The organism is Rhizobium acaciae (genome assembly GCF_025941625.1).
GTDB classification, from domain to species: domain Bacteria; phylum Pseudomonadota; class Alphaproteobacteria; order Rhizobiales; family Rhizobiaceae; genus Rhizobium; species Rhizobium acaciae.
In genome coordinates this window covers 422,999-446,537 of sequence record NZ_JAPCZO010000001.1, presented here as the reverse complement: position 1 = coordinate 446,537, position 23,539 = coordinate 422,999, and the positions used below count along the sequence as shown (strand labels likewise).

24 protein-coding genes and 2 pseudogenes are annotated in these 23,539 nt (G+C 61.5%); 22 read left to right on the top strand and 4 right to left on the bottom strand.

Annotation, left to right across the window (positions count from 1 at the left end; genetic code table 11):
* Positions 1–84: 84 nt before the first annotated feature.
* The 5 genes from OLZ32_RS02230 to purB all read left to right on the top strand — a co-directional run bounded on the left by OLZ32_RS02230 (position 85) and on the right by purB (position 4,514).
* A complete protein-coding gene (locus OLZ32_RS02230; protein ID WP_130677658.1) occupies positions 85–1,167 on the top strand; it encodes an ABC transporter substrate-binding protein in 1,083 nt (360 codons plus the stop codon).
* A 63-nt stretch (positions 1,168–1,230) separates the two neighbouring features.
* Positions 1,231–1,908, top strand: coding sequence for a ribulose-phosphate 3-epimerase (gene rpe, locus OLZ32_RS02225; RefSeq protein ID WP_003559730.1), 678 nt, complete (start codon positions 1,231–1,233; stop codon positions 1,906–1,908).
* On the top strand, positions 1,905–2,630 hold the full coding sequence (locus tag OLZ32_RS02220) for a DUF2259 domain-containing protein (protein ID WP_222392496.1): 726 nt from the start codon (positions 1,905–1,907) through the stop codon (positions 2,628–2,630). Before rpe ends, OLZ32_RS02220 begins: the two co-directional genes overlap by 4 nt.
* Before the next feature lie 32 nt (positions 2,631–2,662).
* Positions 2,663–3,148, top strand: a complete 486-nt coding sequence (locus tag OLZ32_RS02215) for a hypothetical protein (protein ID WP_264395430.1) — start codon at positions 2,663–2,665, stop codon at positions 3,146–3,148.
* Between the two features lie 58 nt (positions 3,149–3,206).
* Positions 3,207–4,514 carry an adenylosuccinate lyase gene (purB, locus tag OLZ32_RS02210; protein WP_018072252.1) on the top strand — a complete coding sequence of 436 codons (1,308 nt, stop codon included), beginning with the start codon at positions 3,207–3,209 and terminating at the stop codon, positions 4,512–4,514.
* Positions 4,515–4,560: 46 nt separating this feature from the next.
* Here purB and OLZ32_RS02205 read toward each other — a convergent pair whose 3' ends face one another.
* Both OLZ32_RS02205 and OLZ32_RS02200 read right to left on the bottom strand, forming a co-directional pair.
* Entirely contained in the window at positions 4,561–5,055 is a 495-nt protein-coding gene (locus OLZ32_RS02205; RefSeq protein WP_264395763.1) for a low affinity iron permease family protein, read from the bottom strand.
* A 195-nt stretch (positions 5,056–5,250) separates the two neighbouring features.
* A complete protein-coding gene (locus tag OLZ32_RS02200) occupies positions 5,251–6,057 on the bottom strand; it encodes a DUF2189 domain-containing protein (RefSeq protein WP_003540054.1) in 807 nt (268 codons plus the stop codon).
* Between the two features lie 176 nt (positions 6,058–6,233).
* On the opposite strand from OLZ32_RS02200, the gene OLZ32_RS02195 reads away from it, so the two are divergent.
* The 7 genes from OLZ32_RS02195 to OLZ32_RS02165 all read left to right on the top strand — a co-directional run bounded on the left by OLZ32_RS02195 (position 6,234) and on the right by OLZ32_RS02165 (position 12,184).
* A complete protein-coding gene (locus OLZ32_RS02195; RefSeq protein ID WP_264395429.1) occupies positions 6,234–6,788 on the top strand; it encodes an RBBP9/YdeN family alpha/beta hydrolase in 555 nt (184 codons plus the stop codon).
* 96 nt (positions 6,789–6,884) lie between these two features.
* Complete coding sequence (locus OLZ32_RS02190) at positions 6,885–9,182, top strand: bifunctional diguanylate cyclase/phosphodiesterase (protein WP_264395428.1); 2,298 nt, start codon at positions 6,885–6,887, stop codon at positions 9,180–9,182.
* A gap of 272 nt (positions 9,183–9,454) precedes the next feature.
* On the top strand, positions 9,455–10,219 hold the full coding sequence (purC, locus tag OLZ32_RS02185) for a phosphoribosylaminoimidazolesuccinocarboxamide synthase (protein ID WP_003540062.1): 765 nt from the start codon (positions 9,455–9,457) through the stop codon (positions 10,217–10,219).
* Between the two features lie 15 nt (positions 10,220–10,234).
* A complete protein-coding gene (gene purS / locus OLZ32_RS02180; protein ID WP_003540064.1) occupies positions 10,235–10,477 on the top strand; it encodes a phosphoribosylformylglycinamidine synthase subunit PurS in 243 nt (80 codons plus the stop codon).
* Positions 10,478–10,521: 44 nt separating this feature from the next.
* Positions 10,522–11,076: an RNA 2'-phosphotransferase gene (locus tag OLZ32_RS02175; RefSeq protein ID WP_017988466.1), complete on the top strand. Its 555-nt coding sequence runs from the start codon at positions 10,522–10,524 to the stop codon at positions 11,074–11,076.
* The gene (gene purQ / locus OLZ32_RS02170) at positions 11,073–11,744 is read left to right on the top strand and encodes a phosphoribosylformylglycinamidine synthase subunit PurQ (RefSeq protein ID WP_003540067.1); all 672 of its coding nucleotides are present in this window, start codon (positions 11,073–11,075) and stop codon (positions 11,742–11,744) included. Before OLZ32_RS02175 ends, purQ begins: the two co-directional genes overlap by 4 nt.
* A 44-nt stretch (positions 11,745–11,788) precedes the next feature.
* Positions 11,789–12,184 carry a hypothetical protein gene (locus tag OLZ32_RS02165; RefSeq protein WP_003540068.1) on the top strand — a complete coding sequence of 132 codons (396 nt, stop codon included), beginning with the start codon at positions 11,789–11,791 and terminating at the stop codon, positions 12,182–12,184.
* 125 nt (positions 12,185–12,309) lie between these two features.
* Here OLZ32_RS02165 and OLZ32_RS02160 read toward each other — a convergent pair whose 3' ends face one another.
* Entirely contained in the window at positions 12,310–12,567 is a 258-nt protein-coding gene (locus OLZ32_RS02160) for a DUF1127 domain-containing protein (protein WP_017988467.1), read from the bottom strand.
* An 81-nt stretch (positions 12,568–12,648) separates the two neighbouring features.
* Between OLZ32_RS02160 and OLZ32_RS02155 the strand changes: the two genes are divergently transcribed.
* The 4 genes and pseudogenes from OLZ32_RS02155 to OLZ32_RS02140 all read left to right on the top strand — a co-directional run bounded on the left by OLZ32_RS02155 (position 12,649) and on the right by OLZ32_RS02140 (position 17,173).
* Positions 12,649–14,067: an aminotransferase-like domain-containing protein gene (locus OLZ32_RS02155; RefSeq protein WP_026159901.1), complete on the top strand. Its 1,419-nt coding sequence runs from the start codon at positions 12,649–12,651 to the stop codon at positions 14,065–14,067.
* An 83-nt stretch (positions 14,068–14,150) separates the two neighbouring features.
* Positions 14,151–14,460, top strand: a pseudogene (locus tag OLZ32_RS02150) (acyloxyacyl hydrolase); the annotation flags it as partial.
* Between the two features lie 225 nt (positions 14,461–14,685).
* Positions 14,686–16,920 carry a phosphoribosylformylglycinamidine synthase subunit PurL gene (purL, locus tag OLZ32_RS02145; protein WP_003540074.1) on the top strand — a complete coding sequence of 745 codons (2,235 nt, stop codon included), beginning with the start codon at positions 14,686–14,688 and terminating at the stop codon, positions 16,918–16,920.
* 19 nt (positions 16,921–16,939) lie between these two features.
* Entirely contained in the window at positions 16,940–17,173 is a 234-nt protein-coding gene (locus OLZ32_RS02140) for a BolA/IbaG family iron-sulfur metabolism protein (protein ID WP_003540079.1), read from the top strand.
* Between the two features lie 34 nt (positions 17,174–17,207).
* Here OLZ32_RS02140 and OLZ32_RS02135 read toward each other — a convergent pair whose 3' ends face one another.
* On the bottom strand, positions 17,208–18,389 hold the full coding sequence (locus OLZ32_RS02135) for a hypothetical protein (RefSeq protein WP_003540081.1): 1,182 nt from the start codon (positions 18,387–18,389) through the stop codon (positions 17,208–17,210).
* A gap of 161 nt (positions 18,390–18,550) precedes the next feature.
* On the opposite strand from OLZ32_RS02135, the gene OLZ32_RS02130 reads away from it, so the two are divergent.
* The 6 genes and pseudogenes from OLZ32_RS02130 to OLZ32_RS02105 all read left to right on the top strand — a co-directional run bounded on the left by OLZ32_RS02130 (position 18,551) and on the right by OLZ32_RS02105 (position 23,519).
* Positions 18,551–18,781 carry a hypothetical protein gene (locus OLZ32_RS02130; RefSeq protein ID WP_264395427.1) on the top strand — a complete coding sequence of 77 codons (231 nt, stop codon included), beginning with the start codon at positions 18,551–18,553 and terminating at the stop codon, positions 18,779–18,781.
* Between the two features lie 251 nt (positions 18,782–19,032).
* Positions 19,033–19,368 carry a Grx4 family monothiol glutaredoxin gene (gene grxD, locus OLZ32_RS02125; RefSeq protein WP_018072268.1) on the top strand — a complete coding sequence of 112 codons (336 nt, stop codon included), beginning with the start codon at positions 19,033–19,035 and terminating at the stop codon, positions 19,366–19,368.
* A gap of 137 nt (positions 19,369–19,505) precedes the next feature.
* Positions 19,506–20,711 (top strand): multidrug effflux MFS transporter, encoded by a 1,206-nt coding sequence (locus OLZ32_RS02120; protein WP_264395426.1) that lies wholly within the window; start codon positions 19,506–19,508, stop codon positions 20,709–20,711.
* 35 nt (positions 20,712–20,746) lie between these two features.
* Positions 20,747–22,027 carry a multidrug effflux MFS transporter gene (locus OLZ32_RS02115; RefSeq protein ID WP_011652161.1) on the top strand — a complete coding sequence of 427 codons (1,281 nt, stop codon included), beginning with the start codon at positions 20,747–20,749 and terminating at the stop codon, positions 22,025–22,027.
* A 77-nt stretch (positions 22,028–22,104) separates the two neighbouring features.
* Positions 22,105–22,971: an alpha/beta hydrolase gene (locus OLZ32_RS02110; protein ID WP_264395425.1), complete on the top strand. Its 867-nt coding sequence runs from the start codon at positions 22,105–22,107 to the stop codon at positions 22,969–22,971.
* A gap of 74 nt (positions 22,972–23,045) precedes the next feature.
* A pseudogene (locus OLZ32_RS02105) lies at positions 23,046–23,519 on the top strand (GNAT family N-acetyltransferase).
* Positions 23,520–23,539 lie beyond the last annotated feature (20 nt).

Below are 23,539 nucleotides of genomic sequence, written 5' to 3'. Positions count from 1 at the left end.
CGCTGTGTTGCGCTTGTTTTTCTTTGACGATCGCGGCCTTGCGGATAAAAGGGCATGGACGATGGCTAGGGATCTCCGCCTTTCATGATCAACCTGCGTGGCATAGCAGCTTTTCTGGCGCTGCTGGGAGCGGCGGCTGAAAGCCATGCGGCCGGCGTGACGATCGGCGTCGTCGCCCCTCAGAACGGCCCGCTCGTCCTCCTCGGCGCCCAGATTGCCGCCGGCGCCGGTTTCGAGATCCAGCAGTCCGGAAATACTCTCGTCGCCATCAACGAGACCTGCGAGGACAATAGCGGTGCTGCGGTCGCCGATGCGCTCGTCAATGCCAAGGTGCAGGTCGCGGTCGGCTTTCTCTGCAGCGAGACGCTGGAAGGCGCGCTGCCGAAGCTGAAGGATGCCAATATACCGGCGATCACCGTCTCCGTGCGCTCCCGCATCCTGATGGAGGACGCGCTGAAGAATGGCTGGCCGCTTTTCCGGGCGGCGCCCGCCGACGGTGCCGAGGCGGCAAAGGTCATCGAGGTGATCCTGAAGGACTGGGCCGCCGATCCGATCGCCCTGATCGAGGACGGCACCATCCACGGCCGCGAACTGACGGAAGCGGTGCGCAATGCGCTGGAGCAGAACGGCCTGAAGCCGGTCTTTACCGACACCTACCGACCGGGACAGGAACAGCAGATTGCCCTCGTCCGCCGCCTGAAACGAGCCGGCGCCACCAGGGTCTTCATCGGTGGCGACCGCAACGACGTCGCCGTCATCGCCCGCGACGCCAAGGCCGAGAACATCCAGCTGTCCATCCTCGGCGGCGATGCCATGCGCGCTGCCGACCAGCCGCTGCCGCTTGATGCCGGCGTGCGCGCCGTCGCCCTGCCAGAATATGCCATCCTGCCGGAAGGCACGGCCGCGGCAGACGCGCTGCGCGCCAAAGGCATCGAGCCGGAAGGTTATGTCCTGCCGTCGCTGGCAGCAGCCCTCATTGCCGGACAGGCCGGGCAAGCCGCCTCTGCCGCTGGCAAGCCCCTCCAGGAGATGCTTCTCGGCACGACATTCCAGACACCGGTCGGCACTATTGCTTTCACCGGTGCCCATGAACTTTCGCAAAATCCCTACCGCCTGCTCGAATGGCGCGGCAACGGCTTTTTTCCACCTGCCGCGCCGACGCAATGAGCGGCGCGCCGCCTTGAATTCGGGCCCCGCGCTCAAATGGCGGCCCATACGGAGTAAGATTTGATGACGCTGCCCATTCGCATTGCCCCCTCGATCCTCGCAGCGGATTTCGCCAGGCTCGGCGAGGAGGTCCGCGACGTGACGGCCGCCGGCGCCGACTGGATTCATCTCGACGTAATGGACGGCCATTTCGTGCCGAACATCTCCTTCGGCCCCGATGTCATCAAGTCGCTGCGCTCCTATACATCAGCCACCTTCGACTGCCACCTGATGATCTCCCCGGTCGACGACTATCTCGAAGCCTTCGCCAAGGCCGGCTGCGACCGTATCACTGTCCATGCCGAAGCCGGACCGCATCTGCACCGCTCGCTGCAGACCATCCGCAATCTCGGCAAGAAGGTCGGCGTGACGATCAATCCGGCGACACCGCTCAGCGCCATCGAGAACGTGCTCGACGATGTCGATCTCATCCTGATCATGTCGGTCAATCCCGGCTTCGGTGGGCAGAAATTCATTCCGGCGATGGCGAAGAAGATCGCGGCGGCGAAGTCACTGATCGGTGATCGGCCGATCGAGCTCGAGGTCGATGGCGGCGTCACGGTGGAAACGGCGCCTGATATCGCGCGGGCGGGCGGCAACGTCCTCGTCGCCGGCTCGGCAATTTTCAAGGGCGATACGGTCGAGGATTATCGCCGGACTGTCGCCGATCTGCGTCAGGCAGCCGAAGGGGCACGAGCATGAACAAACGTCTGATCATTGGTGGCATGCTTGCTGCCGCATTTGCCGGCCTGCCCGGCCTGTCGCTTGCCGGCGACATCGCCAATATCCAGCCGATCGGCTTTTCCGCCGACGGCAAGGTCTTCGGATTTCAGGAGTTCGGCATCGAGGAGAGCGGCAACCTTCCCTACTCCAACACCTATTTCATCGATACCGAAGATGGCCACTATCTCGAGGGCACGCCCTTCCATACCGAGCTGACCGACAAGGACGCCAATCTTTCCAAGGCGCGGCGGCAGAATCTGACGGCGGCGCGCAGCCAGATGGATAAATACGATCTCCTGACCAATCCCGGCCTGATCGCCGCCTTCAATCCGCCGACCGAACTCGGCTCCCCTTCGAAGACGATCCGCTACACGACACTTGCGACCGACGGCCCGCCGAAATCGCCCTATACGCTCTCGCTCGGCGAGATGCCGGTACCAACGCCGAAGGATTGCGCTGCAGTCGACAAGCGGGTCATCGGCTTTAGCCTGCAGATGATCGAGAAGGAAGGCGCTCCGAACCGGCAGGCGGCGCGCCAGGCCACCGCAGTTCCGGCCGAGCGCGTATGTTCCGTCGAATACCGGATCGGCGGCGCCGTGGTCTATCAGCCGGAAGCCGGAAACCAGGTTCACATCGCCCTCGTCCTGGCCTTCGATGCCGACAGGAACGGACGCTGGATTGCCGTTCCGGTTCATCCCTGAGCATGGATCGCCCGAGGACGGATCGCCCCCGGATGGATCGTCTAAGAGCTGCACGGCCGCCCACCCCCGATCTGATCGGCGGCGCGTTGCTTTGGGGCATGCAGATGCTTGCCGCTGCCATGCTCGGCCTTTACCTGCGCAATGGCCTGCAGACGAGCCGCCTTGCCGAGATCGCCGCACTCTATTTCGCCGGCGGCCTGTTTGCCTGGCCATTCGCCCTGCCGGTCGCCCGCTTCCTCGCCTTTGACAGGCCGCTGGAAACGCGTTTTGCCGCGTTTTTCGTGACGCTGACAGCGGCCACGATCCTGATGACCGCCTTCCTCTTCGCCATGGAATACCGGATGTTCTATGCGCGCTGGCATGCGCCCTTCGGCAGTATCGTCTGGGCTTTCCAGTTCGTCTTCACCAGTATCAGCGCCGTCTACCAATTCCTGGTGATCGGCCTGCGCCTCTTCCTGCCGCTTGGCCTCGTCTGTCTTGTCGCAAGCAGCTATCATCTTGCCAAACGCATGCGTTGAGATTGCCGCCCGTCTTTGCTACAGGGGCGCTAACAAACCTCTTGAAAGGCAGCCGCCCATGATCCCGCGTTATTCCCGGCCCGAAATGGTCGCCATCTGGTCTCCCGAAACCAAGTTCCGCATCTGGTTCGAGATCGAGGCGCATGCCTGCGACGCGCTGGCCGAACTCGGCGTCATCCCGAAATCGGCGGCAAAGACGATCTGGGAGAAAGGCGGCGCCGCCACCTTCGACGTCGACCGCATCGATGAGATCGAGGCCGTCACCAAGCATGACGTCATCGCCTTCCTCACCCATCTCGCCGAGATCGTCGGCCCGGATGCGCGCTTCGTCCACCAGGGCATGACCTCGTCCGACGTGCTCGACACCTGCTTCAACGTCCAGCTGGTCCGAGCCACCGACATCCTGCTTGCCGATATCGACCGCTTGCTCGAAGCGCTGAAAAGTCGCGCCTTCGAACACAAGGACACCGTCACCATCGGCCGTTCGCACGGCATCCACGCCGAGCCCACCACCTTCGGCGTCAAGCTGGCGCTTGCCTATGCCGAATTCGAGCGTTGCCGCCAGCGCCTCGTCGCCGCCCGCGAGGAAGTCGCGACCTGCGCCATATCGGGGGCCGTCGGCACCTTCGCCAATATCGATCCGCGCGTCGAGGAACATGTCGCAGAAGCCCTCGGCCTGAAGGCCGAGCCGGTCTCGACGCAGGTCATCCCGCGCGACCGCCACGCCATGTATTTCGCCACGCTTGGCGTCGTCGCCTCGTCGATCGAGCGGCTGGCAACCGAGATCCGCCACCTGCAGCGCACCGAGGTGCTGGAAGCCGAGGAATATTTCTCGCCTGGCCAGAAGGGCTCTTCGGCCATGCCGCACAAGCGCAACCCGGTTCTGACCGAAAACCTGACGGGCCTTGCCCGCATGGTCCGCTCCTATGCCATGCCGGCGATGGAAAACGTCGCCCTCTGGCACGAGCGCGATATCTCCCACTCCTCGGTCGAGCGCATGATCGGCCCCGATGCCACCGTGACGCTGGATTTCGCCCTGTCGCGGCTGGCCGGCGTCATCGAAAAGCTGCTGGTCTACCCCGAGAACATGGAAAAGAACCTCAACAAGTTCCGCGGCCTCGTCCATTCGCAGCGCGTCCTGCTGGCACTGACCCAAGCCGGCACCTCCCGCGAGGATGCTTACCGCCTCGTCCAGCGCAACGCCATGAAGGTCTGGGAACAGGGCAAGGACTTCCTGGAAGAACTGCTCGCCGACGCTGAAGTCCGTGCGGCGCTTTCGGAGGAAGACATCCGCGAAAAATTCGACCTCGGCTACCACACCAAACACGTCGACACGATCTTCCGGCGTGTGTTTGGCAACGCGTGAGCGGTTCGGGATCAACGATATGGCGGCGCCCTTGCAGGCGCCGTTTTCATATCTGACTTTTCTGAATCGGCCGTTGTTTTTGCTTCGGCGCTTTGGCAGCCACAGGACGCTTGCGTGCCTCCGCCTTTTTCGACGGTGCCGCATTTGCTGCTTCGGTTGACTCCGATGTCCTGCAAGCCTCCGTCTCGCCCCTGCCCTTTGCGGCCTTGGCGACCAGCTCGTCGAGACGTTTCAGCTCTTCCTCGTCGAGATTCTCGATACCGATGAAACGGTTTTCGGCATGGCTGGTCAGGATGATTTCGTTGAGCTTAGCCTGGATCGCCCGCGTGTCGCGCGTCTGGGCGTTCTGCAGCACGAAAACCATCAGGAAAGTGACGATCGTCGTACCGGTATTGATCACCAGCTGCCAGGTTTCCGAATAATCGAAGAAGGGGCCGAGTGCCGCCCAGATGACGACGGCGATCAGCGCCAGGATGAAGATGACGGGTTTGCCCGCCCATTCCGATACCCTTGTTGCGAAGCGGGCGAACAGATGCTTCATCGTCACCTCACTAATCCTCCCTCAACGTCTCCGGAGCATGATGTCGATGACATCATGCTCTCGGCTAAACAAACTCCGAGGCAGGATCGAGGTTCCCGGGGGTATCCCAGATTCCCCCAGGGATCTCAGATTCCCCCGGGGATCCTAGATTTCCCCCAAGGGATCTCCGGGATTCCCCCGCAGGCGAGACCGTGGTTATGCTGTGACTTCCCGCGCAATCAGCTTGCGATAGAGATGCCAGGTCGCATGGCCGAGGATCGGGATGACGAGCGCAAGCCCGGCAAAGACCGGGATCGTGCCGATGACGAGCAGCGCGGCAACGATCAGGCCCCAGAGCAGCACCGGCACCGGATTGAGAATCGTCGCGCGGATTGACGCCGTGACGGCGGCTACCGCGCCGACATCGCGGTCGAGCAGCAGCGGAAAGGTGATGACGGTTATCGCCAGGACGACGAGCGCAAAGACGAAGCCGATGAGATTGCCCCAGATGATCAACTGCATGCCCTCTGACGTGCCGAAGACTTGGCGGAAGAAATCCCCCATGCTGCGCGGAAAGACCTCGCCCAGGAGGTTGCTATAGAGCGTCTGCGCCGTCACCAGCCAGACGACGAAGAGGCCGCAGAGCATCAAGCCGACCGCCACAATCGACGGCAGTGCCGGCGAATGGCGCACATCGAGCGCATGCGTCCAGGACGCGTCGAGGCCGGCCTCGCGCCGGCGGCTGATCTCATAGAGGCCAATCGCTGCGATCGGGCCGATCAGCACGAAACCCGCCATCAGCGGGAAGACCATCGGCAAAAGGTTGGCGCCCGAGGTCCACAGCGTCAGAAAAACGCCGGCGATCGGGTACATCAGGCACAGGAACACATAGTGGGACGGTTTCTCCATGAAATCGTCGTATCCGCGCTTCAGCGCGTCGAAGACGTCGGCGATACCGATGCGATTGACAACGGGCCGCGCTAAGCTTTCGCTTGCACCCGTCATGACGTGAAATGCCGCCATGGCTTTCTCCTCCTCAGCCGAGACCTGATCGGCGGCGGACAGCATCGGCGGGCAAGCCGATACGAATTCCGCAACCGGCACTGGAGGAATATAGCAACTTTCAAGGCCCCTGTCGCTCCCTCCCTTGACCTCCCCCTCTTGACATCTTGGACCAGCTTTCTCACATCGGCGGCATCATGAAAGCCTCAGACGCAGATATCCTCATCATCCCCGGTTACACCAATTCCGGCCCGAGCCACTGGCAGAGCCGCTGGGAGGCAAAGCTCAGCACGGCGCGGCGCGTCGAACAGGCCGAATGGACGAAGCCGGTCCGCGAGGACTGGATCGCCTGCATCGCCGAGGAGGTGAACGCCTCGACCCGCCCGGTCGTTCTCGTCGCCCATTCGCTGGGCGTGCCCTCGGTGATCCACGCCATCCCGCATTTCCGCAACCGGGTGGCCGGCGCTTTCCTCGTCGCCCCGCCCGATGTCGCCAATCCCGACATCCGCCCGAAGCACCTGATGACCTTCGGCCCCTATCCGCGCGATCCGCTGCCCTTCCCGTCGATCACGGTGGCCAGCCGCAATGATCCGTTCGGCAGCTACGAACATGCCGATGATATCGCCGGCAGCTGGGGCTCCTTCCTCGTCGATGCCGGCGAGGCCGGTCATATCAATGCCGATTCCGGTCACGGCCCCTGGCCCGAAGGCACCATGGTCTTTGCCCAGTTCCTCGGCCGGCTCTCCGCCTGATTGCGGAAAAGACGCCGCCTCGCTTGTTGAGCAGGTGCTTTCTAAGTCTTTCTTAATGGAATGACAGCAGACTGCGCCGAGGTGACATAAGCGAGAATGCCCGTGAAGAAAGCCCATACAGAGGCCGGTGATCCGCATGGCGATGCCGCAGCGGTTGAGGCAGGCATCGGCAATGGGGCAACCGACGATTCCGATCTGGCCGAGCGGGAGAGCCGCTGGAATTATGCGCTCGTCGGCTCTGGTCTCGGCGTATGGGATCACAACTACCGTCTCGACCGGAAATATTACTCGCCGACGTGGAAAACCATCCGCGGCATGGCCCCCGACGAGGAAGCCGACGGCGATTACGAGGCCTGGCTGCAGCTCGTTCATCCCGACGATCGCGATTTCGTCGTTCATGCAATCGACCGGCAGAACGCCGGCGATCCAAATTACCAGGTCTTCGAATATCGCGAGCGCCACAAGGACGGCCACTGGGTGTGGATCGAGTGTCGCGGCGCCTGCGTCGAATGGGACGAGAACGGCGTGCCGACGCGCATCATCGGCACGGATACGGATATCACCGCCCGCAAGGAAGCCGAGGAGACGCTGTCGCGTTTGTCGCGCCGGCTCGATCTGGCACTGGAGGTTTCCCGCATCGGCGTCTTCGAGGCCGATATCGAGCATGATACCGTCGAATGGGACGACCGCCTCATCGCCATTTACGGGTTGCAGGGTGCCTCGCGTCAGATCGGCGGCGACGTCTGGGCGAAAAGCCTGCATCCCGACGACCGCGAGCGCGTGCTTGGCTTGTCCGACCGTAGCGTTGAGAGTGGCAGTGATTTCCAGCAGGAATACCGCATCATCCGCGGCGACGGCGCCGAGCGCGTCATCCGCGCCCGCTCGGCCTTCTTCATCGACGGCAACGGCCACCGCAAGCTGATCGGCGCCAACTGGGACGTCACCGAGGAAGTCGCGCTGCGCAACGAGCTGCGCCGCGCCAAGGATCTGGCCGAGGCGCGCAACCGCGAGCTCGAAGCCGCCAAGGAGAGCATCGAGCACCTGGCGCTGCACGATTACCTCACCGGCCTGCCGAACCGCCGCTATCTCGACAAGATGCTGGACGAGCGTGCGGCTGAATGCCGGGCCAAGGGCCTGGCTCTGGCGATCCTGCATATCGATCTCGACCGCTTCAAGCAGATCAACGACACGCTCGGCCACCGGGCCGGCGACGCCATGCTGCAGCATGCCGCAAGCGTGCTGAGAACGTCCGTCCGCGCCGTCGATTTCGTGGCCCGCATCGGCGGCGACGAATTCGTCATCCTCTGCATTGTCGATCCCGCATCGAAGAAGATCGCCAGCCTTGCCGAACGTGTCATCCGCGAATTGCGCAAACCCGTCAGATATGAGGGGCACGATTGCCGTTTCGGCGCCAGCATCGGCATCGCCATCGACAGCGGACCGAAGCTCGACGCCAAGCAGATGCTGCTCGACGCCGATATCGCCCTCTACCGTGCCAAGGGCCTGGGCCGCAACCGCTTCGAATTCTTCTCGGCTTCTGCCCGCCGCGACATCATCTCCGCCAAGCACCTTGCCGACGAGATCCTGATCGGCCTCGAACGCAATGAATTCGTGCCCTTCTATCAGTTGCAGTTCGATGCCCGCACGCTCGATGTCGTAGGCGTCGAAACACTTGCCCGCTGGCAGCACCCGGTGCACGGGCTGCTGACGCCCGACCGCTTCCTCGACATCGCCGAGGATCTCGACGTCGTCTCGACCATCGACGCCCTGATCCTGGAGCGCGCCATTGCCGACCGGAAGGTGTGGCTGAAGGACGGGCTACCGATCCCGAAGATATCGGTCAACGTCTCCGCCAGACGGCTCGGCGATCCCGATCTCGGCAAGAAGCTCCGCGCCTTGAAGATCGAGCCCGGCACGTTCTCCTTCGAGCTGCTGGAATCGATCTCGCTCGACGATTGCGACGAGGCGGTGGCCGCCAACCTGAAAAAGCTGCGCAAGCTCGGCATCGACATCCAGATCGACGATTTCGGCACCGGCCATGCCTCGATCGTCAGCCTGCTGCGCCTGAGCCCGAAGACGCTGAAGATCGACCGCGAGCTGATCCGCATGCTGCCGCAATCGGCCGAGCAGCGCAAACTCGTCGGCTCGATTATCGATATCGGCCGCTCGCTGAACATCCTCGTCATCGCCGAGGGCGTCGAGACGGCGGAGCATATCCGCATTCTCGAAGAACTCGACTGTGACACGCTGCAGGGCTACGCGCTCGCCCGGCCGATGCCGGCCATGCAGATCCCCTCCTTCATCCGCGCCGGAAGTTGGCGCCACGGGCAAATCGCCGCTCGCGCCTTGCAGGCGCAGCTTCGCCGTGCGCTGCCAAGCAGAGCCGCCAAATAAAAACCTGCATAAGCGGCCCGCCATTTCGCCTTCATTCCACCGTAGAGGAAAAGGCGCTAAACTCGTCTTGCGAATTCATTCGATTCTCTTGGTGGTATTCCGTAAAATTGGAAACCAAGGCCGCGAAATCCGGAAACCGGGGCCACAGAATCTTGAAACCGGGGAAGGAGCGACAGGCGGATTGTGAAACCATCTCTTTTCCTTTAAGGGGACGCCACGAGATCGATCCACTCGCGCTATCCCAAGAGCGCCAACAACAGAGAATGACCACGATGAACCGTCGCCGCCGTATCTACGAGGGCAAGGCAAAGATTCTGTATGAGGGCCCGGAACCGGGCACTTTGATCCAGTTCTTCAAGGACGATGCCACTGCCTTCAACAAGAAGAAACACGAAGTCATCGATGGCAAGGGCGTCCTTAACAACCGCATCTGCGAATATATCTTCAGCCATCTGAACAAGATCGGCATTCCCACTCATTTCATCCGCCGGCTCAACATGCGCGAGCAGTTGATCAAGGAAGTGGAGATGATCCCGCTGGAGATCGTCGTGCGCAATGTCGCGGCCGGTTCTCTCGCCAAGCGCCTCGGCATCGACGAAGGCGTCGTGCTGCCGCGCTCGATCATCGAATTCTATTACAAGTCCGACGCGCTCGACGATCCGATGGTCTCGGAAGAGCACATCACTGCCTTCGGCTGGGCAAACCCCGCCGAACTCGATGACATCATGGCGCTTGCCATCCGCGTCAACGACTTCATGACCGGCCTCTTCCTCGGTGTCGGCATCCAGCTCGTCGATTTCAAGATCGAATGCGGCCGTCTCTTCGAAGGCGATATGATGCGCATCATCCTCGCCGACGAGATCTCGCCGGACAGCTGCCGGCTCTGGGATATCGAAACCCATGAGAAGATGGACAAGGACCGCTTCCGCCGTGACCTTGGCGGGTTGCTCGAAGCCTATTCCGAAGTTGCGCGCCGTCTCGGCATCATCAATGAAAACGAGCCTGTGCGCGGCACCGGCCCGGTTCTCGTCAAGTAAGGCAGGAAAGACAAAGTGATCAAGGCTCGTGTCACCGTCACGCTGAAAAACGGCGTTCTCGATCCGCAGGGCAAGGCAATCGAGGGTGCGCTTGGTGCCCTCGGCTTCTCGGGCGTCGGCCATGTAAGACAGGGCAAGGTCTTCGACCTGGAGCTGGAAGGCGCCGACAAGAGCAAGGCTGAGGCCGACCTCAAGGCCATGTGCGAAAAACTGCTCGCCAATACGGTGATCGAGAACTACGCAATCGCGATCGACTGATGATCACAGACCCGTCGTCTGGCGGACTTTGAGGATTTGGCGTCATGATGAAAGCAAGGCTGGAGACGGAAGTCTCGAAATATATGAGCTATGTTTTGCGTCATGCGCCTGATGCTGCGGGGTTGACGCTTGATAGCGAGGGTTGGGTGTCGTTCGATGAGCTCGAAAAAGCGTTGGCGTCGAAATACGACGTTTCCCGCGCAGAGATCATCGAGATTGTCGAAAACAATCCAAAGAAGCGCTTCACGCTTACCGATAACAGAATTCGCGCAAACCAAGGTCATAGCGTCGACATCGATCTCGCATTGAACCAGGTCGAACCGCCCGCCGCTCTTTTTCACGGCACGTCTCTGACGAACTGGCAGTCGATCGAGCGCGAAGGCTTGAAGAAGATGCAGCGGCACCACGTTCATCTGTCGGTGGATGTCGAAACGGCGAAAATTGTCGCAGCGCGCCGCAAGGGTGAACATATCATCCTGCGTGTGGACGCGGCCCGCATGTTTTCCGAGGGGCATTCTTTCTTTGTCTCCGACAATGGAGTATGGCTCGCCGAAAGCGTTCCAGTTCAATATCTTTCGCGAAACGCAGGGACCCCATGAAATCAGCCGTCGTTCAACTTCCGGGCCTCAACCGCGACCGCGACATGATCGCCGCCTTGACCAAGATCTCCGGCCAGCCACCGGTGACGATCTGGCAGACGGAAACCGAGATCCCCGATGTCGATCTGATCGTCATCCCCGGCGGCTTTTCTTATGGCGATTATCTGCGTTGCGGCGCGATCGCAGCCCGCATGCCGGTCATGCAGGCGATCATCGACAAGGCTTCAAAGGGCGTGAAAGTCCTCGGCGTCTGCAACGGCTTCCAGATCCTCGTCGAGGCCGGCCTGTTGCCCGGCGCGCTGATGCGCAATTCCTCGCTGAAATTCGTCTGCCGCGAGATTAAGCTCGAAGTCGTCAATGCCGAGACGGATTTCACCCGCGCCTATGCGCAGGGCCAGGTCATTCGCTGCCCTGTCGCCCATCATGACGGCAATTATTTCGCCGACGATGCGACGCTGGCTGCGATCGAAGGCAATGGTCAGGTGGTGTTCCGTTATGCCGAAGGCACCAACCCGAACGGCTCGATCAATGATATTGCCGCCGTCATGAACGAAAAGGGCAACGTGCTCGGCATGATGCCGCATCCCGAGAACCTGATCGAGGCCGCCCATGGCGGTTCGGACGGCCGCGGCCTCTTCGCCTCGGCGCTCGACGTCATCGCCGCCTGAACCTCGGCACACGAAAATCCTTCTGTTCGGATCTGGAGCAATCGATGCGCCCTCGCCTCTCCGTCGCAAACGCCGCCCTCTTGACCGCTCTGGCAGCCATGGTGGCAGCCTGCCAGACGCCGGCGCCGACAGGCCCGAACCGCGCCGCACTGCCGACGATGGAACGCGTGGCCCTCGGCGCCAGTGCCTGCTGGTTCAAATCGGGCGATCCGGCCTTTGCAGCCTATAAGCTCGCGCCGGAGCTCAATTCCTTCTCCGGCCGTCCGCGCATCCTGCTCGTCCATAAGGGCAGCCCGGAAAGCCGGCCGCTGCTCGTCGTTCAAGCCGAGGGAAGCCCGTCCCGCCTGCAGGCCTTCGGTCCGATGATGCAGGAACCGGTCGCCGGCCGCATCACCACAGACGTCAATCGCTGGTCCGGCGGCAACAAGGCCTGCAGCTGATCGCGGCGATGACAGCGCCACGCGTCTTTTCAGACGCGCGAAGGGCGCTGTAACTCTTTGAATGCTGGATATGCTCCTGAAATCGCTTCCGATTTAAGGAATGATGCGGCAGCCCGAAAGCATGATCAGTCCCAGAAAAACGACTTGCCGACTTCGCGCGCGGCATCGGACTGCGACACACCGATATCCTTGAGTTCGGTCGCAGTCAGGCCTCTCAGCGCGCGCCGGCCTTCCCGCTTTTGATGCCAGAGAAGAATGGCGGCCCAGATTCGCTCCAAATGCGTCGTCACCTCTGCGGGCGCGTCGGGGAGGATGATTTGTCTCCTGTCATCGCAAGAGACAATCGGTACAATCGGCATTTTGATTTCAGGCAAGGCAGACATTCCAGGAATCCTCTCGGTTTGCCATTGGAATTGACTCATACGCTTGACGGGTACAATGTGCCAATATATACAATTGTCACCATGACAAATTGGCTTCCCGATATTTCCCGCGGTTCCGGGCCGGTCTATCTCCGGCTCGCCGACAGCATCGAATCCGCCATATCAAGCGGCGCCCTGCCCGCCGGCAGCAAGTTGCCGCCACAGCGCAACCTTGCCTACGACATCGGCGTGACGATCGGCACGATCGGCCGCGCCTATGCGCTGGTGCATGAGCGCGGCCTGGTCGCCGGCGAAGTCGGGCGCGGCACCTATGTGCTGAACCGCTCCGAGACGCCGCCCGGCGAGCAGATCGATCCGCTGACCGTCTCGCTCGGCGGCACCCGCATCCAGGATGCGCCTGCCAACAAGATCCGCTTCGACACGACAGCCGCTCCCGATCTCGGCCAGGGCAAGATCATCGCTGGCATCCTCGCTGAGATCGGCGAGCAGCACCTCTCGGAAATCTCCTCCTATTCCCGGAGCTTCCCGCGCAACTGGTTCGAGGCCGGCCGCCTGTGGCTTGCCCGCAGCGGCTGGACGCCGGAGGTCGAAAACATCGTGCCGACGCTCGGCGCCCATGCGGCAGCAATATCAGTCATCGCCGCCGTCTCGGCGCCGGGCGACAAGATCGTCTTCGAGGATCTCACCTATACCCAGGTCAGCCGCAGCGCCCGCCTGCTCGGCCGCCGCACGCTGACGGTCGATTCCGATGAGCTCGGCGTGATCCCCGAGGATTTCGAGCGGCTCTGTCAGCAGCAACATCCGAAGATCGCCTTCCTGATGCCGACCGTTCACAACCCGACGCTGGCAATCATGCCCTATGAGCGGCGCGCGGCCATCGCCGCAATCGCCAGGAAACACAGTGTCTGGCTGATCGAAGACGACCTCTACGGCGGCATGGCAGACGACGATACGCCGCTGCTGGCCTCCATTGCGCCCGATCGCACCTTCCTCGTCAACGGCCTGTCGAAATCGGTCGCCGCCGGCGTGCGCGGCGGCTGGGTCGCCTGCCCGCCGCATTTTGCCCAGCGCATCAAGGTGACGCACAGGATGATCACCGGCGGCCTGCCGTTCATCCTGGCGGAGACCTGTGCGCGCCTCGTCGAAAGCGGCATGGCGCACGAGATTCGCAAGGCAAGTGTCGAGGAACTCTCCCGGCGCGTCCGGCTCGCCCGCGAACAGTTGCAGGGCTTCGATTTCGAATCGCACATACACGCGCCCTTCCTCTGGCTGAAACTGCCGGAACCCTGGATGTCGGGCACCTTCAAGAATGCCGCCTTCCGCGACGGTGTGCTCGTCGACGACGAGGACGAATTCAAGGCGGCGCGCGGGGAGAGACCCTATCATCGCGTTCGCATCGGTTTTTCATCGCCGAAGACGGGGCAGGAACTGATCTCGGGCCTGATGATCCTGCGCCGTCTGCTGGAAAATGGCGGCTCCGCCTATGATGGCGAAATATGACGTGTTGCAGATACACGCCCTAAACCGGAAAAACGCTGACGCCTATTCGGAGCGCTTTACCGACTCAGCCTCCATGTTGCCTCTCGATCGGCACGTCAGGCGAGGCCACCCAGTTCTTCACCGGCTTCACCTGGACGGTCGATTTCAACGAGAATCTTTTTGCCGAAGCCGGCTTCGGCGGCGTCATTCATACCGGCGATCTCGAGGGCGATGATCACGGGCCCGGAACTCGGCTGTCGCGTCCTCTTCCACGAAGATCTGGGCCCGGGCTATCGTTTCAACGCGCACTGGAACGTCATCGCCCAGATCGCCCATTCCTCGCATGCCAATCTGTGCGATGGGCCGAACGACGGCATAACACGCGCCGGTCTGCAGATCGGCTGCAAATTCTAGGCAGCGACCGCTTTTGGAACAAGTCGCCGGCCCGCTGTTGACGGCGGGCATTTTCCTGTCGCGCGCCGTCCCTACATAGGTTAAAGAGCGGAAAACGCGCTAGAGCATCTCCGTTTTTCTTCGAATCACGGAGATGTTCTATCTCTTTCTTTTCACGCAATTCCGGACGCAAAACCGCTGCGCACTTTTGCTGGATTGCTCTAAGGCAGGGACTTCCGAGAGCTCATGACCATTCCAAACACCATCCCGATCACGCCGGAACTCATCGCGAGCCATGGCCTGAAGCCGGACGAGTACCAGCGCATTCTGGATCTGATCGGCCGCGAACCGACTTTCACCGAGCTCGGCATCTTCTCGGCCATGTGGAACGAGCACTGCTCCTACAAATCCTCGAAGAAGTGGCTGCGCACGCTGCCGACCAAGGGGCCGCGCGTCATCCAGGGCCCGGGCGAAAATGCCGGCGTGGTCGACATCGATGATGGCGATTGCGTCGTCTTCAAGATGGAGAGCCACAACCACCCCTCCTATATCGAGCCTTATCAGGGTGCTGCGACCGGCGTCGGCGGCATCCTACGTGACGTCTTCACCATGGGTGCGCGCCCGATCGCTGCGATGAACGCGCTGCGCTTCGGCGAACCGGATCACCCGAAGACCCGCCACCTCGTCTCCGGCGTCGTTTCCGGCGTCGGCGGCTACGGCAATTCCTTCGGCGTGCCGACGGTCGGCGGTGAGGTCGAGTTCGACGCCCGCTACAACGGCAACATCCTGGTCAACGCCTTTGCCGCCGGCATTGCGAAATCCAACGCCATCTTCCTCTCCGAAGCCAAGGGCGTCGGCTTGCCCGTGGTCTATCTCGGCGCCAAGACCGGTCGCGACGGCGTCGGCGGCGCGACGATGGCCTCGGCCGAATTCGACGAATCGATCGAGGAGAAGCGCCCGACCGTGCAGGTCGGCGACCCCTTCACTGAAAAGTGCCTGCTGGAAGCCTGCCTCGAGCTGATGCAGACCGGCGCAGTTATCGCCATCCAGGATATGGGTGCCGCCGGCCTCACCTGCTCTGCCGTCGAAATGGGCGCCAAGGGCGATCTCGGCATCCTGCTCGAGCTCGACAAGGTGCCGGTGCGCGAAGAGAGAATGACCGCCTACGAAATGATGCTATCGGAAAGCCAGGAGCGCATGCTCATGGTGCTGCAGCCGGAGAAGGAAGAGGAAGCCAAGGCGATCTTCGTCAAGTGGGGCCTCGACTTTGCCATCGTCGGCTGGACGACCGACGATCTGCGCTTCCGCGTCATGCACCAGGGTGAAGAAGTCGCCAACCTGCCGATCAAGGATCTCGGCGACCAGGCGCCGGAATATGATCGCCCCTGGCGCGAATCCGGCAAGCACGCCCCCCTGCCCGCCAATCTCGTCGCAGCACCCGAGGATTACGGCCAAGCGCTGCTGCAACTCGTCGGCTCCGCCAACCAATCGAGCCGCCGCTGGGTCTATGAGCAATATGATACGCTGATCCAGGGCAATTCGCTGCAGCTTCCGGGCGGCGATGCCGGCGTGGTCCGTGTCGACGGCCATCCCTTGAAGGCGCTTGCCTTTTCCTCCGACGTCACTCCGCGTTATGTCGAGGCGGATCCCTTCGAAGGCGGCAAGCAAGCGGTCGCCGAATGCTGGCGCAACATCACCGCGACAGGCGCCGAGCCGCTCGCCGCCACCGACAATCTGAACTTCGGCAATCCCGAAAAGCCCGAGATCATGGGCCAGTTCGTTCAGGCGGTGAAGGGCATCGGCGAGGCCTGCCGCGCGTTGGATTTCCCGATCGTCTCCGGCAACGTTTCGCTTTACAACGAGACCAACGGCGTCGCCATCCTGCCGACCCCGACGATCGCAGGCGTCGGCTTGCTGCCGGATTGGAGCAAGATGGCCCGCATCGGCAGCGCCAACGATGGCGATAAGGTGATCATGATCGGCGTCGACGGCAGCCATCTCGGCCAGTCCGTCTATCTCCGCGACGTGCTTTCCAGCAGCGAAGGTCCGGCTCCTGAAGTGGATCTGTTCGCTGAAAGACGCAATGGCGATTTCGTCCGCTCCGTCATCCGCAACGGCCAGGCGACCGCCTGCCACGACATTTCCTCCGGTGGCCTTGCCGTGGCGCTCGCCGAAATGGCGATGGCCTCGGGCAAAGGCCTGACGATCGATCTGAGCGAAGGCAAGGGTGAACCGCATGCGCTGCTCTTCGGCGAGGATCAGGCGCGCTACGTCCTGACCTTGCCTGCCGATGTCGCCGATTTTGTCTGCGTCAATGCGGAAGGCGGCGGCGTTCCCTTCCGCCGTCTCGGCACGGTCGGAGGAACGGCGCTCGTCGTCGGCGATCTCATCTCGCTGCCGATTCAGCAATTGCGCGATGCCCATGAATCATGGTTCCCTGATTTCATGGAAGGCCGCGGCGAACTTGCCGCTGCGGAATGATGCGCAAGGAGTAACGATCATGGCCATGAAACCCGGCGATATCGAAGACATGATCAAGGCTGGGATTCCCGGTGCCAAAGTGACAATCCGCGATCTGGCGGGCGACGGCGATCACTACGCCGCCGAAGTCGTCGCCGAAGCCTTTCGCGGCAAGAGCCGCGTACAACAGCACCAGATGGTCTACGAGGCGCTGAAGGGCAATATGGGCGGCGTGCTGCACGCTCTGGCCCTGCAGACCTCCGCGCCGGAATAGAGCCAGACGCAATCCGGATGACGATGCCCGGCCCTCAGCCGGGCATTCTCTTTTCGTCGGGATCGGCAAAGACCGAGGCCGGCATCGGTCCCGCGGTCATCAGCGTGAAATCAAACGACGCCCTGAGGTCCGGCCCAAGCACATATTGCCGGTGGACGCGCAGCTGGTCCTTGCGGATCTTGCGATAGTGCTCGCGCGTCAGCATCTGCTTGACGCGGATCAGGATCATCTTCGCTTGAGGCGCATCCGCATGGCCGGAAACGGCAACGACCGGCACCTTGTAGAAATTGATCGAATCCGTCAGGCACTGCACATCGAGCCAGGAAATTTCGGGACAGCGGGCGATCAGCCCGACGCGGGTGCGAAGCAGTGTTGCCGATGACATGAGCGCACATTGCAGGATGGCGCTGCCGAGGGTGGCAAATACCACGCGCTTACCCTTGAAGATCTCCGGCTCCTTTTCCAGCAATATGCCGATGACATGGGCGGCGACGCTCGATCCCATGCTGTGCGAGGAGATCACATATTCGTCCGCCTCTTCCTCAAGCGCCTTGCGCACGGCCATGGCCTGGTCTTCCAGCCAGCCGTTGAAGTCAGCCCGGTCCATACGACCGAGCGCCACGGCCATTTCCCAATCGGCAAAGAGATGCAGCGTATGGAAGCGTTCGGAAAACGGCAGGAAGGCGAAGATGAAGAAACAGAGCGCCAGCGCCCCGCTCCAGAGCATGTGCCACGGCGAAAAGCCGACAGCATAGGGCAGGATGACGATCTGCGCGGTCAGCGCGATCGCCAGCGCCGTCAGCAGGAACGGGAAGACGAAGAACAGGCCGAAGCGCCAGGCGTGGCGGAAATATCCCCGAATCCCGCCTTCCAGCATGACCTCGGCGCAGCTTCGGAAGCCCGCAATGATCTGGCTCAGCGTGTTGCCGGCACGCAGCTTGCGCACCAGTGTATCGTGATCGACCATATGGATCCGACTTTTCGTCTGCCAGCCGGGGGAAACGGTCCCTGCCTCGGGCGCCGCTACTCTCTCAGCTGTCCTGACCTCGAAACTGACCGGATCGCTCTTCGCATCCACTGGCCCCGTCTCAATCGAATAGCCCCAGACGGCGGCACTTTGCCTGGCCGAACGTTCGTAGCGCGCCCTGTGGGCAATGCCGTCAAGCGGCTCGAAGCCCGGGAAATGCAGGACGACCCGCTTCTCGATCAGTTTCATTCCACTCTTCCGGCCGGGCGAATAGCCGGCATGTTGATGCGATCCGGCTGCGCCACTGATATGGGCAAAAAGCAGCTAGGGTCACGAAGCCGTCTTGCTAACCGAACTCTTCCGGAATTCAATAGCAGCCATGTCGTTTCCATCACGAACGGAGGGGTTTTGTGGCCGACCTAGTCAAAGAATTGATATCAGGTGTCGTCGACAGTGTGCTGAAGGAGATCCTGAAGAAAACCACCGGCCGCGTCACGACGAAGCGCAGGAGGCGTAAGACACGCCCCGCCGCAACAACGGCGGCTGCGCGCAAGGCGACCTCGGCCAAGCCCAAGCCCGCCCGCAAACAGGTCAGCAAGCGCCGCACCGCCGCCGGCCGCAGCCGTCAGCGACGCAGCTAATACACGATGAAAATATGAGCGGGTTTCCGATGAATTCTGCTCCGCTGCAGCGCCGTGCGTCTTTTAAGACGTGCAAAGGACGCTGTCGCACTTTGATGTGCAGTAGCGCGACGGCAACAGCCTCTTCAACGGCCTGCCCCAATTGGTATTTTTTTGGTTCGGGCGGCTGGAATTCCTGCTGTCGCATGCTATCTAAAGGCAACGATTGAAACGGTGGGCCTTTAACCCGCCTGTTGAAAGGATTAGGTCCCATGAGCGGCATTCACGAATTCATCGACAACGAAATCAAGAGCAACGACGTCGTCCTTTTCATGAAGGGCACGCCGCAGTTTCCGCAGTGCGGTTTCTCCGGGCAGGTCGTGCAGATTCTCGATTACATCGGTGTCGACTACAAGGGCGTCAACGTGCTCGCCGATTCGGAAATCCGCCAGGGCATCAAGGAATATTCCAACTGGCCGACGATCCCGCAGCTCTACGTAAAGGGCGAGTTCGTCGGCGGTTGCGACATCGTCCGGGAAATGTTCCAGGCTGGTGAACTGCAGCAGCATCTCCAGGAAAATGGCATCGCGGTGCGCGCCGCCTCCTGACCGGTCACCGGACGTCCGCCCGGTTTCCAAATCTGTTTCTTGAGTTCGAGGCGCTGCGGCCAGCAGCGCCTTGACCTGTTTATGGGAATTTCATTGTGACAGATTCTTCACAAGCCGTGTCCGCGGGCCGCCTGCCCATGGGCAAGCGAGAATTCATCGCGCTCGCAGCCTTCCTGATGGCCATCAACTCGCTGGCGATCGATATCATGCTCCCGGCCTTGCAGCAGATCGGCGCGAGCCTCGGCGTCGAGAGCGAGAACCACCGGCAATTCGTCGTCTCCTCCTATCTGCTCGGCTTCGGCTGCGCCCAGCTTTTCTACGGACCACTTTCCGATCGCTTCGGCCGCCGCACGCCGCTGTTGTTCGGCCTTGTCGTCTATATCGTTTCGGCCATCGGCATCCTCTTCGTCCCCTCCTTCGCCGGCCTGCTGGTGCTGCGCTTCGTCCAGGGCATCGGCTCGGCGGCCACCCGCGTCATCACCATCTCCATCGTCCGCGATATCTATGGCGGACGGCAGATGGCCGAAGTCATGTCGCTGATCATGATGGTCTTCATGATCGTGCCGGTGATTGCGCCCGGCACCGGCCAGATTGTCATGTTCTTCGGCAACTGGCACCTGATCTTCCTCTTCATCGCCACCATGGCGACTGCAATCGCCGTCTGGGCCTATCTGCGCCTGCCGGAAACCCTGCATCCCGCCAATGTCAGGCCCTTCACCGCCCGCTCGATCTTCGGCGCCTTCAAGCTGGTGCTGACCAATCGCGTTGCGCTCTGCTACACCATTGCCAGCACCTTCATCTTCGGCGCGCTGTTCGGCTTCATCAATTCGGCCCAGCAGGTCTATGTCGGCATTTACGATCTCGGCGTCTATTTCCCCTTTGCCTTTGCCGGCGTGGCAATCTTCATGTCGCTGTCGTCCTTCTTCAATTCGCGCTTCGTCGGCAAGCTCGGCATGCGCCGCCTGTCGCATGGTTCGCTCATCGGCTTCATCGCCATCAACACCATCTGGCTGATCGTCCAGATGGCCAGCACCGAGCCGATGCCCTTCGCTCTGTTCATCTCCTTCTTCGGCCTTTCCATGTTCCAATTCGGCTGGATCGGCTCGAACTTCAATTCGCTCGCGATGGAGCCGCTCGGCCACGTCGCCGGCACCGCTTCCTCCGTCCTCGGATTCATGAGCACGGTCGGCGGCGCCATCATCGGCGCCGGCATCGGCCAGGCCTTCGACGGCACTGCGCTGCCGATGGTCGCCGGTTATTTCGTCGTGTCGATCATCGGGCTCGTCTTCGTGCTCATCGCCGAGAAGGGCCGACTCTTCCAATCGCAGAACCCAGCCGTCTAAACGGCGGGCCTCATTCGCATCCGGGATTTCACCACATGACGCCGCCGCATAAACCGCACCAGGAAAACCAGGGCTCCCGCCGCATCGGCATGGGCTTTGGCGAATTCGTCGTTACCATCGCCATTATGACCGCCAGCGTTGCTATGGCGATCGACAGCATGCTGCCGGCATTGCCCAATATCGGCCATTCCCTCGGCGTCACCAATACCAACGACGCGCAGCTGATCATCGGCGTGTTCTTCTTAGGGTTCGGCGTCTCGCAGATCTTCTTCGGCAGCCTTTCGGATACGTTCGGCCGCCGCAACATCCTGCTCGGCGGCTTGGCCTGCTATATTGTCGGAATGTTTGCCGCCGCAGCGACCGGCAGCTTTGAAATGCTGCTCGTCATGCGTTTTGTCCAGGGTATTGGCGGTGCGGCGGTGCGTATCACCACCATGGCCATGGTGCGCGACTGCTTCGGTGGCCGCGAAATGGCCCGTGTCATGTCCTATGTGATGATCGTCTTCATGATCGTGCCGATCGTTGCCCCATCCGTCGGCCAACTCATCATCCTCTATGCCAACTGGCACTGGATCTTCATCCTGCTCGGCATCATCGCCACCATTCTGTTCGTCTGGGCTCTCCTGCGGCTGAAGGAATCGCTGCCGCCGGAAGAGCGGCTGCCACTGTCGGTCGCCTCTGTCGTGGATGGCTTCAAGACCGTGCTCACCAACCGCATCACCTGCGGCTACATGATCGGCCTCACCATGTTCACCGGCGTCATCAGCGCCTATGTGATCTCGGTGCAACAGGTCTTCGGCGAGGTCTACGGCCTTGGCGACTGGCTGCCGATCGCCTTTGCGGCCACCGCCGGCGGCATCGCCGTCGCCAATTTCGCCAACGGCTTCTTCGTCCGCAAATTCGGCATGCGCCGTATCTCGCACGCCGCCTTGTTGATCTTCACGGCCCTGTCGGCCGTCGGCTTTTTCTACTCGCTGGCCGGCAAGCCGGACTTCGCCATCGCCTACGGCATCTTCACCATCGTGCTGATGATGTTTGCCCTGATCGCCACCAATTTCACCGCGATCAGCCTCGAGCCAATGGGTAATCTCGCCGGCACGGCGACCGCCATCACCGGCTTCGTCTCGACGACGGCCGGCGCTATCCTTGGCGGCCTGGTCGGCCAGATGTTCAACGGCACGGTGCAGCCGCTCTTCGGCGGATTCGCGCTTTTCGGCGCGGTGACGATCGCAGCCACCCTCTGGGCGGAAAACGGCAAGCTGTTCACCCATCCCGGCGACAGCCCGCAACTCGATCCGGGTGCGGCCCACTTCTGAAATGGGAAGTCTGCCGGAGCGGTTGGTCCCCGGCGGCATTGCATTAGATTGCAAACTCGGCACGTTCCTAAATCTTGATGCCCCCTGGAAGAAGGAGCCTGGTTTTGGATGCAGAATATCAACGTCTCCCCCCGCCATTGCAGGGTGAGATATTTCAAGTCAAACCAGATACCGGCACTGGCGTTGTGGTATTCGGCGGCTCCAGCGGCCGGGTCGATGTGGCCCGCGCCAGGTTGTTTGCGAGCCAGGGGGCAACGGTCATAGCGCTTCGCTGGTTCGGCGGCGAAGGCCAGGTGCCAGGCATTTGCGAAGTGCCGCTGGAAACGTTTTTCTCTGCCACGGACTACCTGGTGGGGCTCGGCTGTAAACGCATCGTCCTGGTGGGAACATCGAAAGGCGCCGAAGCTGCCCTACTCACAGCGGTATACGATCCGCGCGTCAGCGCGGTCGTCGCGATGAGCCCTTCGTCGGTCGTCTGGGGAAATATTGGTCCAGGGCTTGATGGCATCAGCTGGCCGGAACGCTCGTCGTGGACATTGCGAGGCACACCGCTTCCCTTTGTTTCGTCGGACCCAGAATGGGTGCGAGAATACAGAGACGAGCTGGTCGCCTATCGGGGCCTGTTCGAACGATGCCTTCAGGTGCACGAGTCTGAGATCAACGCAGCGGCTATCCCTTTGGAGAGAACGAATGCCGAAATTCTGCTCGTAGCAGGATGCGATGACGCGCTCTGGCCATCAGACGAATTTGCCGCATCACTTGTTCGGAGACGCGCAGGTTTTGGTTTGTCCACCCAGCTTGTGTTGGGAGACGATGCGGGCCATCGCATTCTGCTGCCGGGCGAAACGACTCCCCGATCATCACTGCGCGCTCATGGTGGAAGTGACGAGGCCGACGCCAAATTGGGACGACTCGCATGGGAACATATTCTTGAGATTCTATAGCGTGAGCACTGCAGTGATTTGAGCGATGGTTCAATCCATCGAATTGGTGCGGCAGTGCGGGAAAGGCACCCTCGATGGACGACCGAATTCTGATCAGGCCTTACGCGTCAGGCGACGTGGACGCGACGATTGAAATTTTTCTACGCGCCATTCGAGAGGTCGCGTCGAAAGACTACTCACCCGCTGAGATCCAGGCTTGAGCAAAGGTGGAAGATCGCGCTCTATGGGCAGAGCGAAGGATAAGCAGACCTGCCTGGATCGTAGAATTTGACGGGCAGCCTGTCGGGTTTTCTGATCTGACCGGCGGCGGGTGCCTGGACATGATGTTTGTGCACCCCGAGTATCAAGGGCTTGGAATAGCAAGCCGGCTATTGGGCAGTGTCGAAGACGAAGCCCTGAAACTGGGGTTTAGCCGAATCTATACCGAAGCCAGCCGAACGGCCCGACCGTTTTTTGAGCGCAAAGGCTTCCGCGTCATAACGAAGCAAATCGTTGAGAAGCGTGGGCAAGGCCTGGAAAACTTTCTCATGGAAAAGCTCTACCAGTAATATGCGGCAGGTCGAGCGGT

What these genes read in the sequence shown, in the direction of transcription:
- OLZ32_RS02165 (WP_003540068.1), top strand. Translation starts at nt 11,789, where the DNA reads ATGCGCCCTCGCCTCTCCGTCGCAAACGCCGCCCTCTTGACCGCTCTG.
- OLZ32_RS02115 (WP_011652161.1), top strand. Translation starts at nt 20,747, where the DNA reads ATGACGCCGCCGCATAAACCGCACCAGGAAAACCAGGGCTCCCGCCGC.
- purB (WP_018072252.1), top strand. Translation starts at nt 3,207, where the DNA reads ATGATCCCGCGTTATTCCCGGCCCGAAATGGTCGCCATCTGGTCTCCC.
- grxD (WP_018072268.1), top strand. Translation starts at nt 19,033, where the DNA reads ATGAGCGGCATTCACGAATTCATCGACAACGAAATCAAGAGCAACGAC.
- OLZ32_RS02195 (WP_264395429.1), top strand. Translation starts at nt 6,234, where the DNA reads ATGAAAGCCTCAGACGCAGATATCCTCATCATCCCCGGTTACACCAAT.
- OLZ32_RS02110 (WP_264395425.1), top strand. Translation starts at nt 22,105, where the DNA reads ATGCCCCCTGGAAGAAGGAGCCTGGTTTTGGATGCAGAATATCAACGT.
- rpe (WP_003559730.1), top strand. Translation starts at nt 1,231, where the DNA reads ATGACGCTGCCCATTCGCATTGCCCCCTCGATCCTCGCAGCGGATTTC.
- OLZ32_RS02160 (WP_017988467.1), bottom strand. Translation starts at nt 12,567, where the DNA reads ATGTCTGCCTTGCCTGAAATCAAAATGCCGATTGTACCGATTGTCTCT.
- OLZ32_RS02175 (WP_017988466.1), top strand. Translation starts at nt 10,522, where the DNA reads ATGATGAAAGCAAGGCTGGAGACGGAAGTCTCGAAATATATGAGCTAT.
- OLZ32_RS02205 (WP_264395763.1), bottom strand. Translation starts at nt 5,055, where the DNA reads ATGAAGCATCTGTTCGCCCGCTTCGCAACAAGGGTATCGGAATGGGCG.
- OLZ32_RS02230 (WP_130677658.1), top strand. Translation starts at nt 85, where the DNA reads ATGATCAACCTGCGTGGCATAGCAGCTTTTCTGGCGCTGCTGGGAGCG.
- purC (WP_003540062.1), top strand. Translation starts at nt 9,455, where the DNA reads ATGAACCGTCGCCGCCGTATCTACGAGGGCAAGGCAAAGATTCTGTAT.
- OLZ32_RS02200 (WP_003540054.1), bottom strand. Translation starts at nt 6,057, where the DNA reads ATGGCGGCATTTCACGTCATGACGGGTGCAAGCGAAAGCTTAGCGCGG.
- OLZ32_RS02120 (WP_264395426.1), top strand. Translation starts at nt 19,506, where the DNA reads ATGGGCAAGCGAGAATTCATCGCGCTCGCAGCCTTCCTGATGGCCATC.
- OLZ32_RS02155 (WP_026159901.1), top strand. Translation starts at nt 12,649, where the DNA reads ATGACAAATTGGCTTCCCGATATTTCCCGCGGTTCCGGGCCGGTCTAT.
- OLZ32_RS02190 (WP_264395428.1), top strand. Translation starts at nt 6,885, where the DNA reads ATGCCCGTGAAGAAAGCCCATACAGAGGCCGGTGATCCGCATGGCGAT.
- purQ (WP_003540067.1), top strand. Translation starts at nt 11,073, where the DNA reads ATGAAATCAGCCGTCGTTCAACTTCCGGGCCTCAACCGCGACCGCGAC.
- OLZ32_RS02215 (WP_264395430.1), top strand. Translation starts at nt 2,663, where the DNA reads ATGGATCGTCTAAGAGCTGCACGGCCGCCCACCCCCGATCTGATCGGC.
- purL (WP_003540074.1), top strand. Translation starts at nt 14,686, where the DNA reads ATGACCATTCCAAACACCATCCCGATCACGCCGGAACTCATCGCGAGC.
- OLZ32_RS02140 (WP_003540079.1), top strand. Translation starts at nt 16,940, where the DNA reads ATGGCCATGAAACCCGGCGATATCGAAGACATGATCAAGGCTGGGATT.
- OLZ32_RS02135 (WP_003540081.1), bottom strand. Translation starts at nt 18,389, where the DNA reads ATGAAACTGATCGAGAAGCGGGTCGTCCTGCATTTCCCGGGCTTCGAG.
- OLZ32_RS02220 (WP_222392496.1), top strand. Translation starts at nt 1,905, where the DNA reads ATGAACAAACGTCTGATCATTGGTGGCATGCTTGCTGCCGCATTTGCC.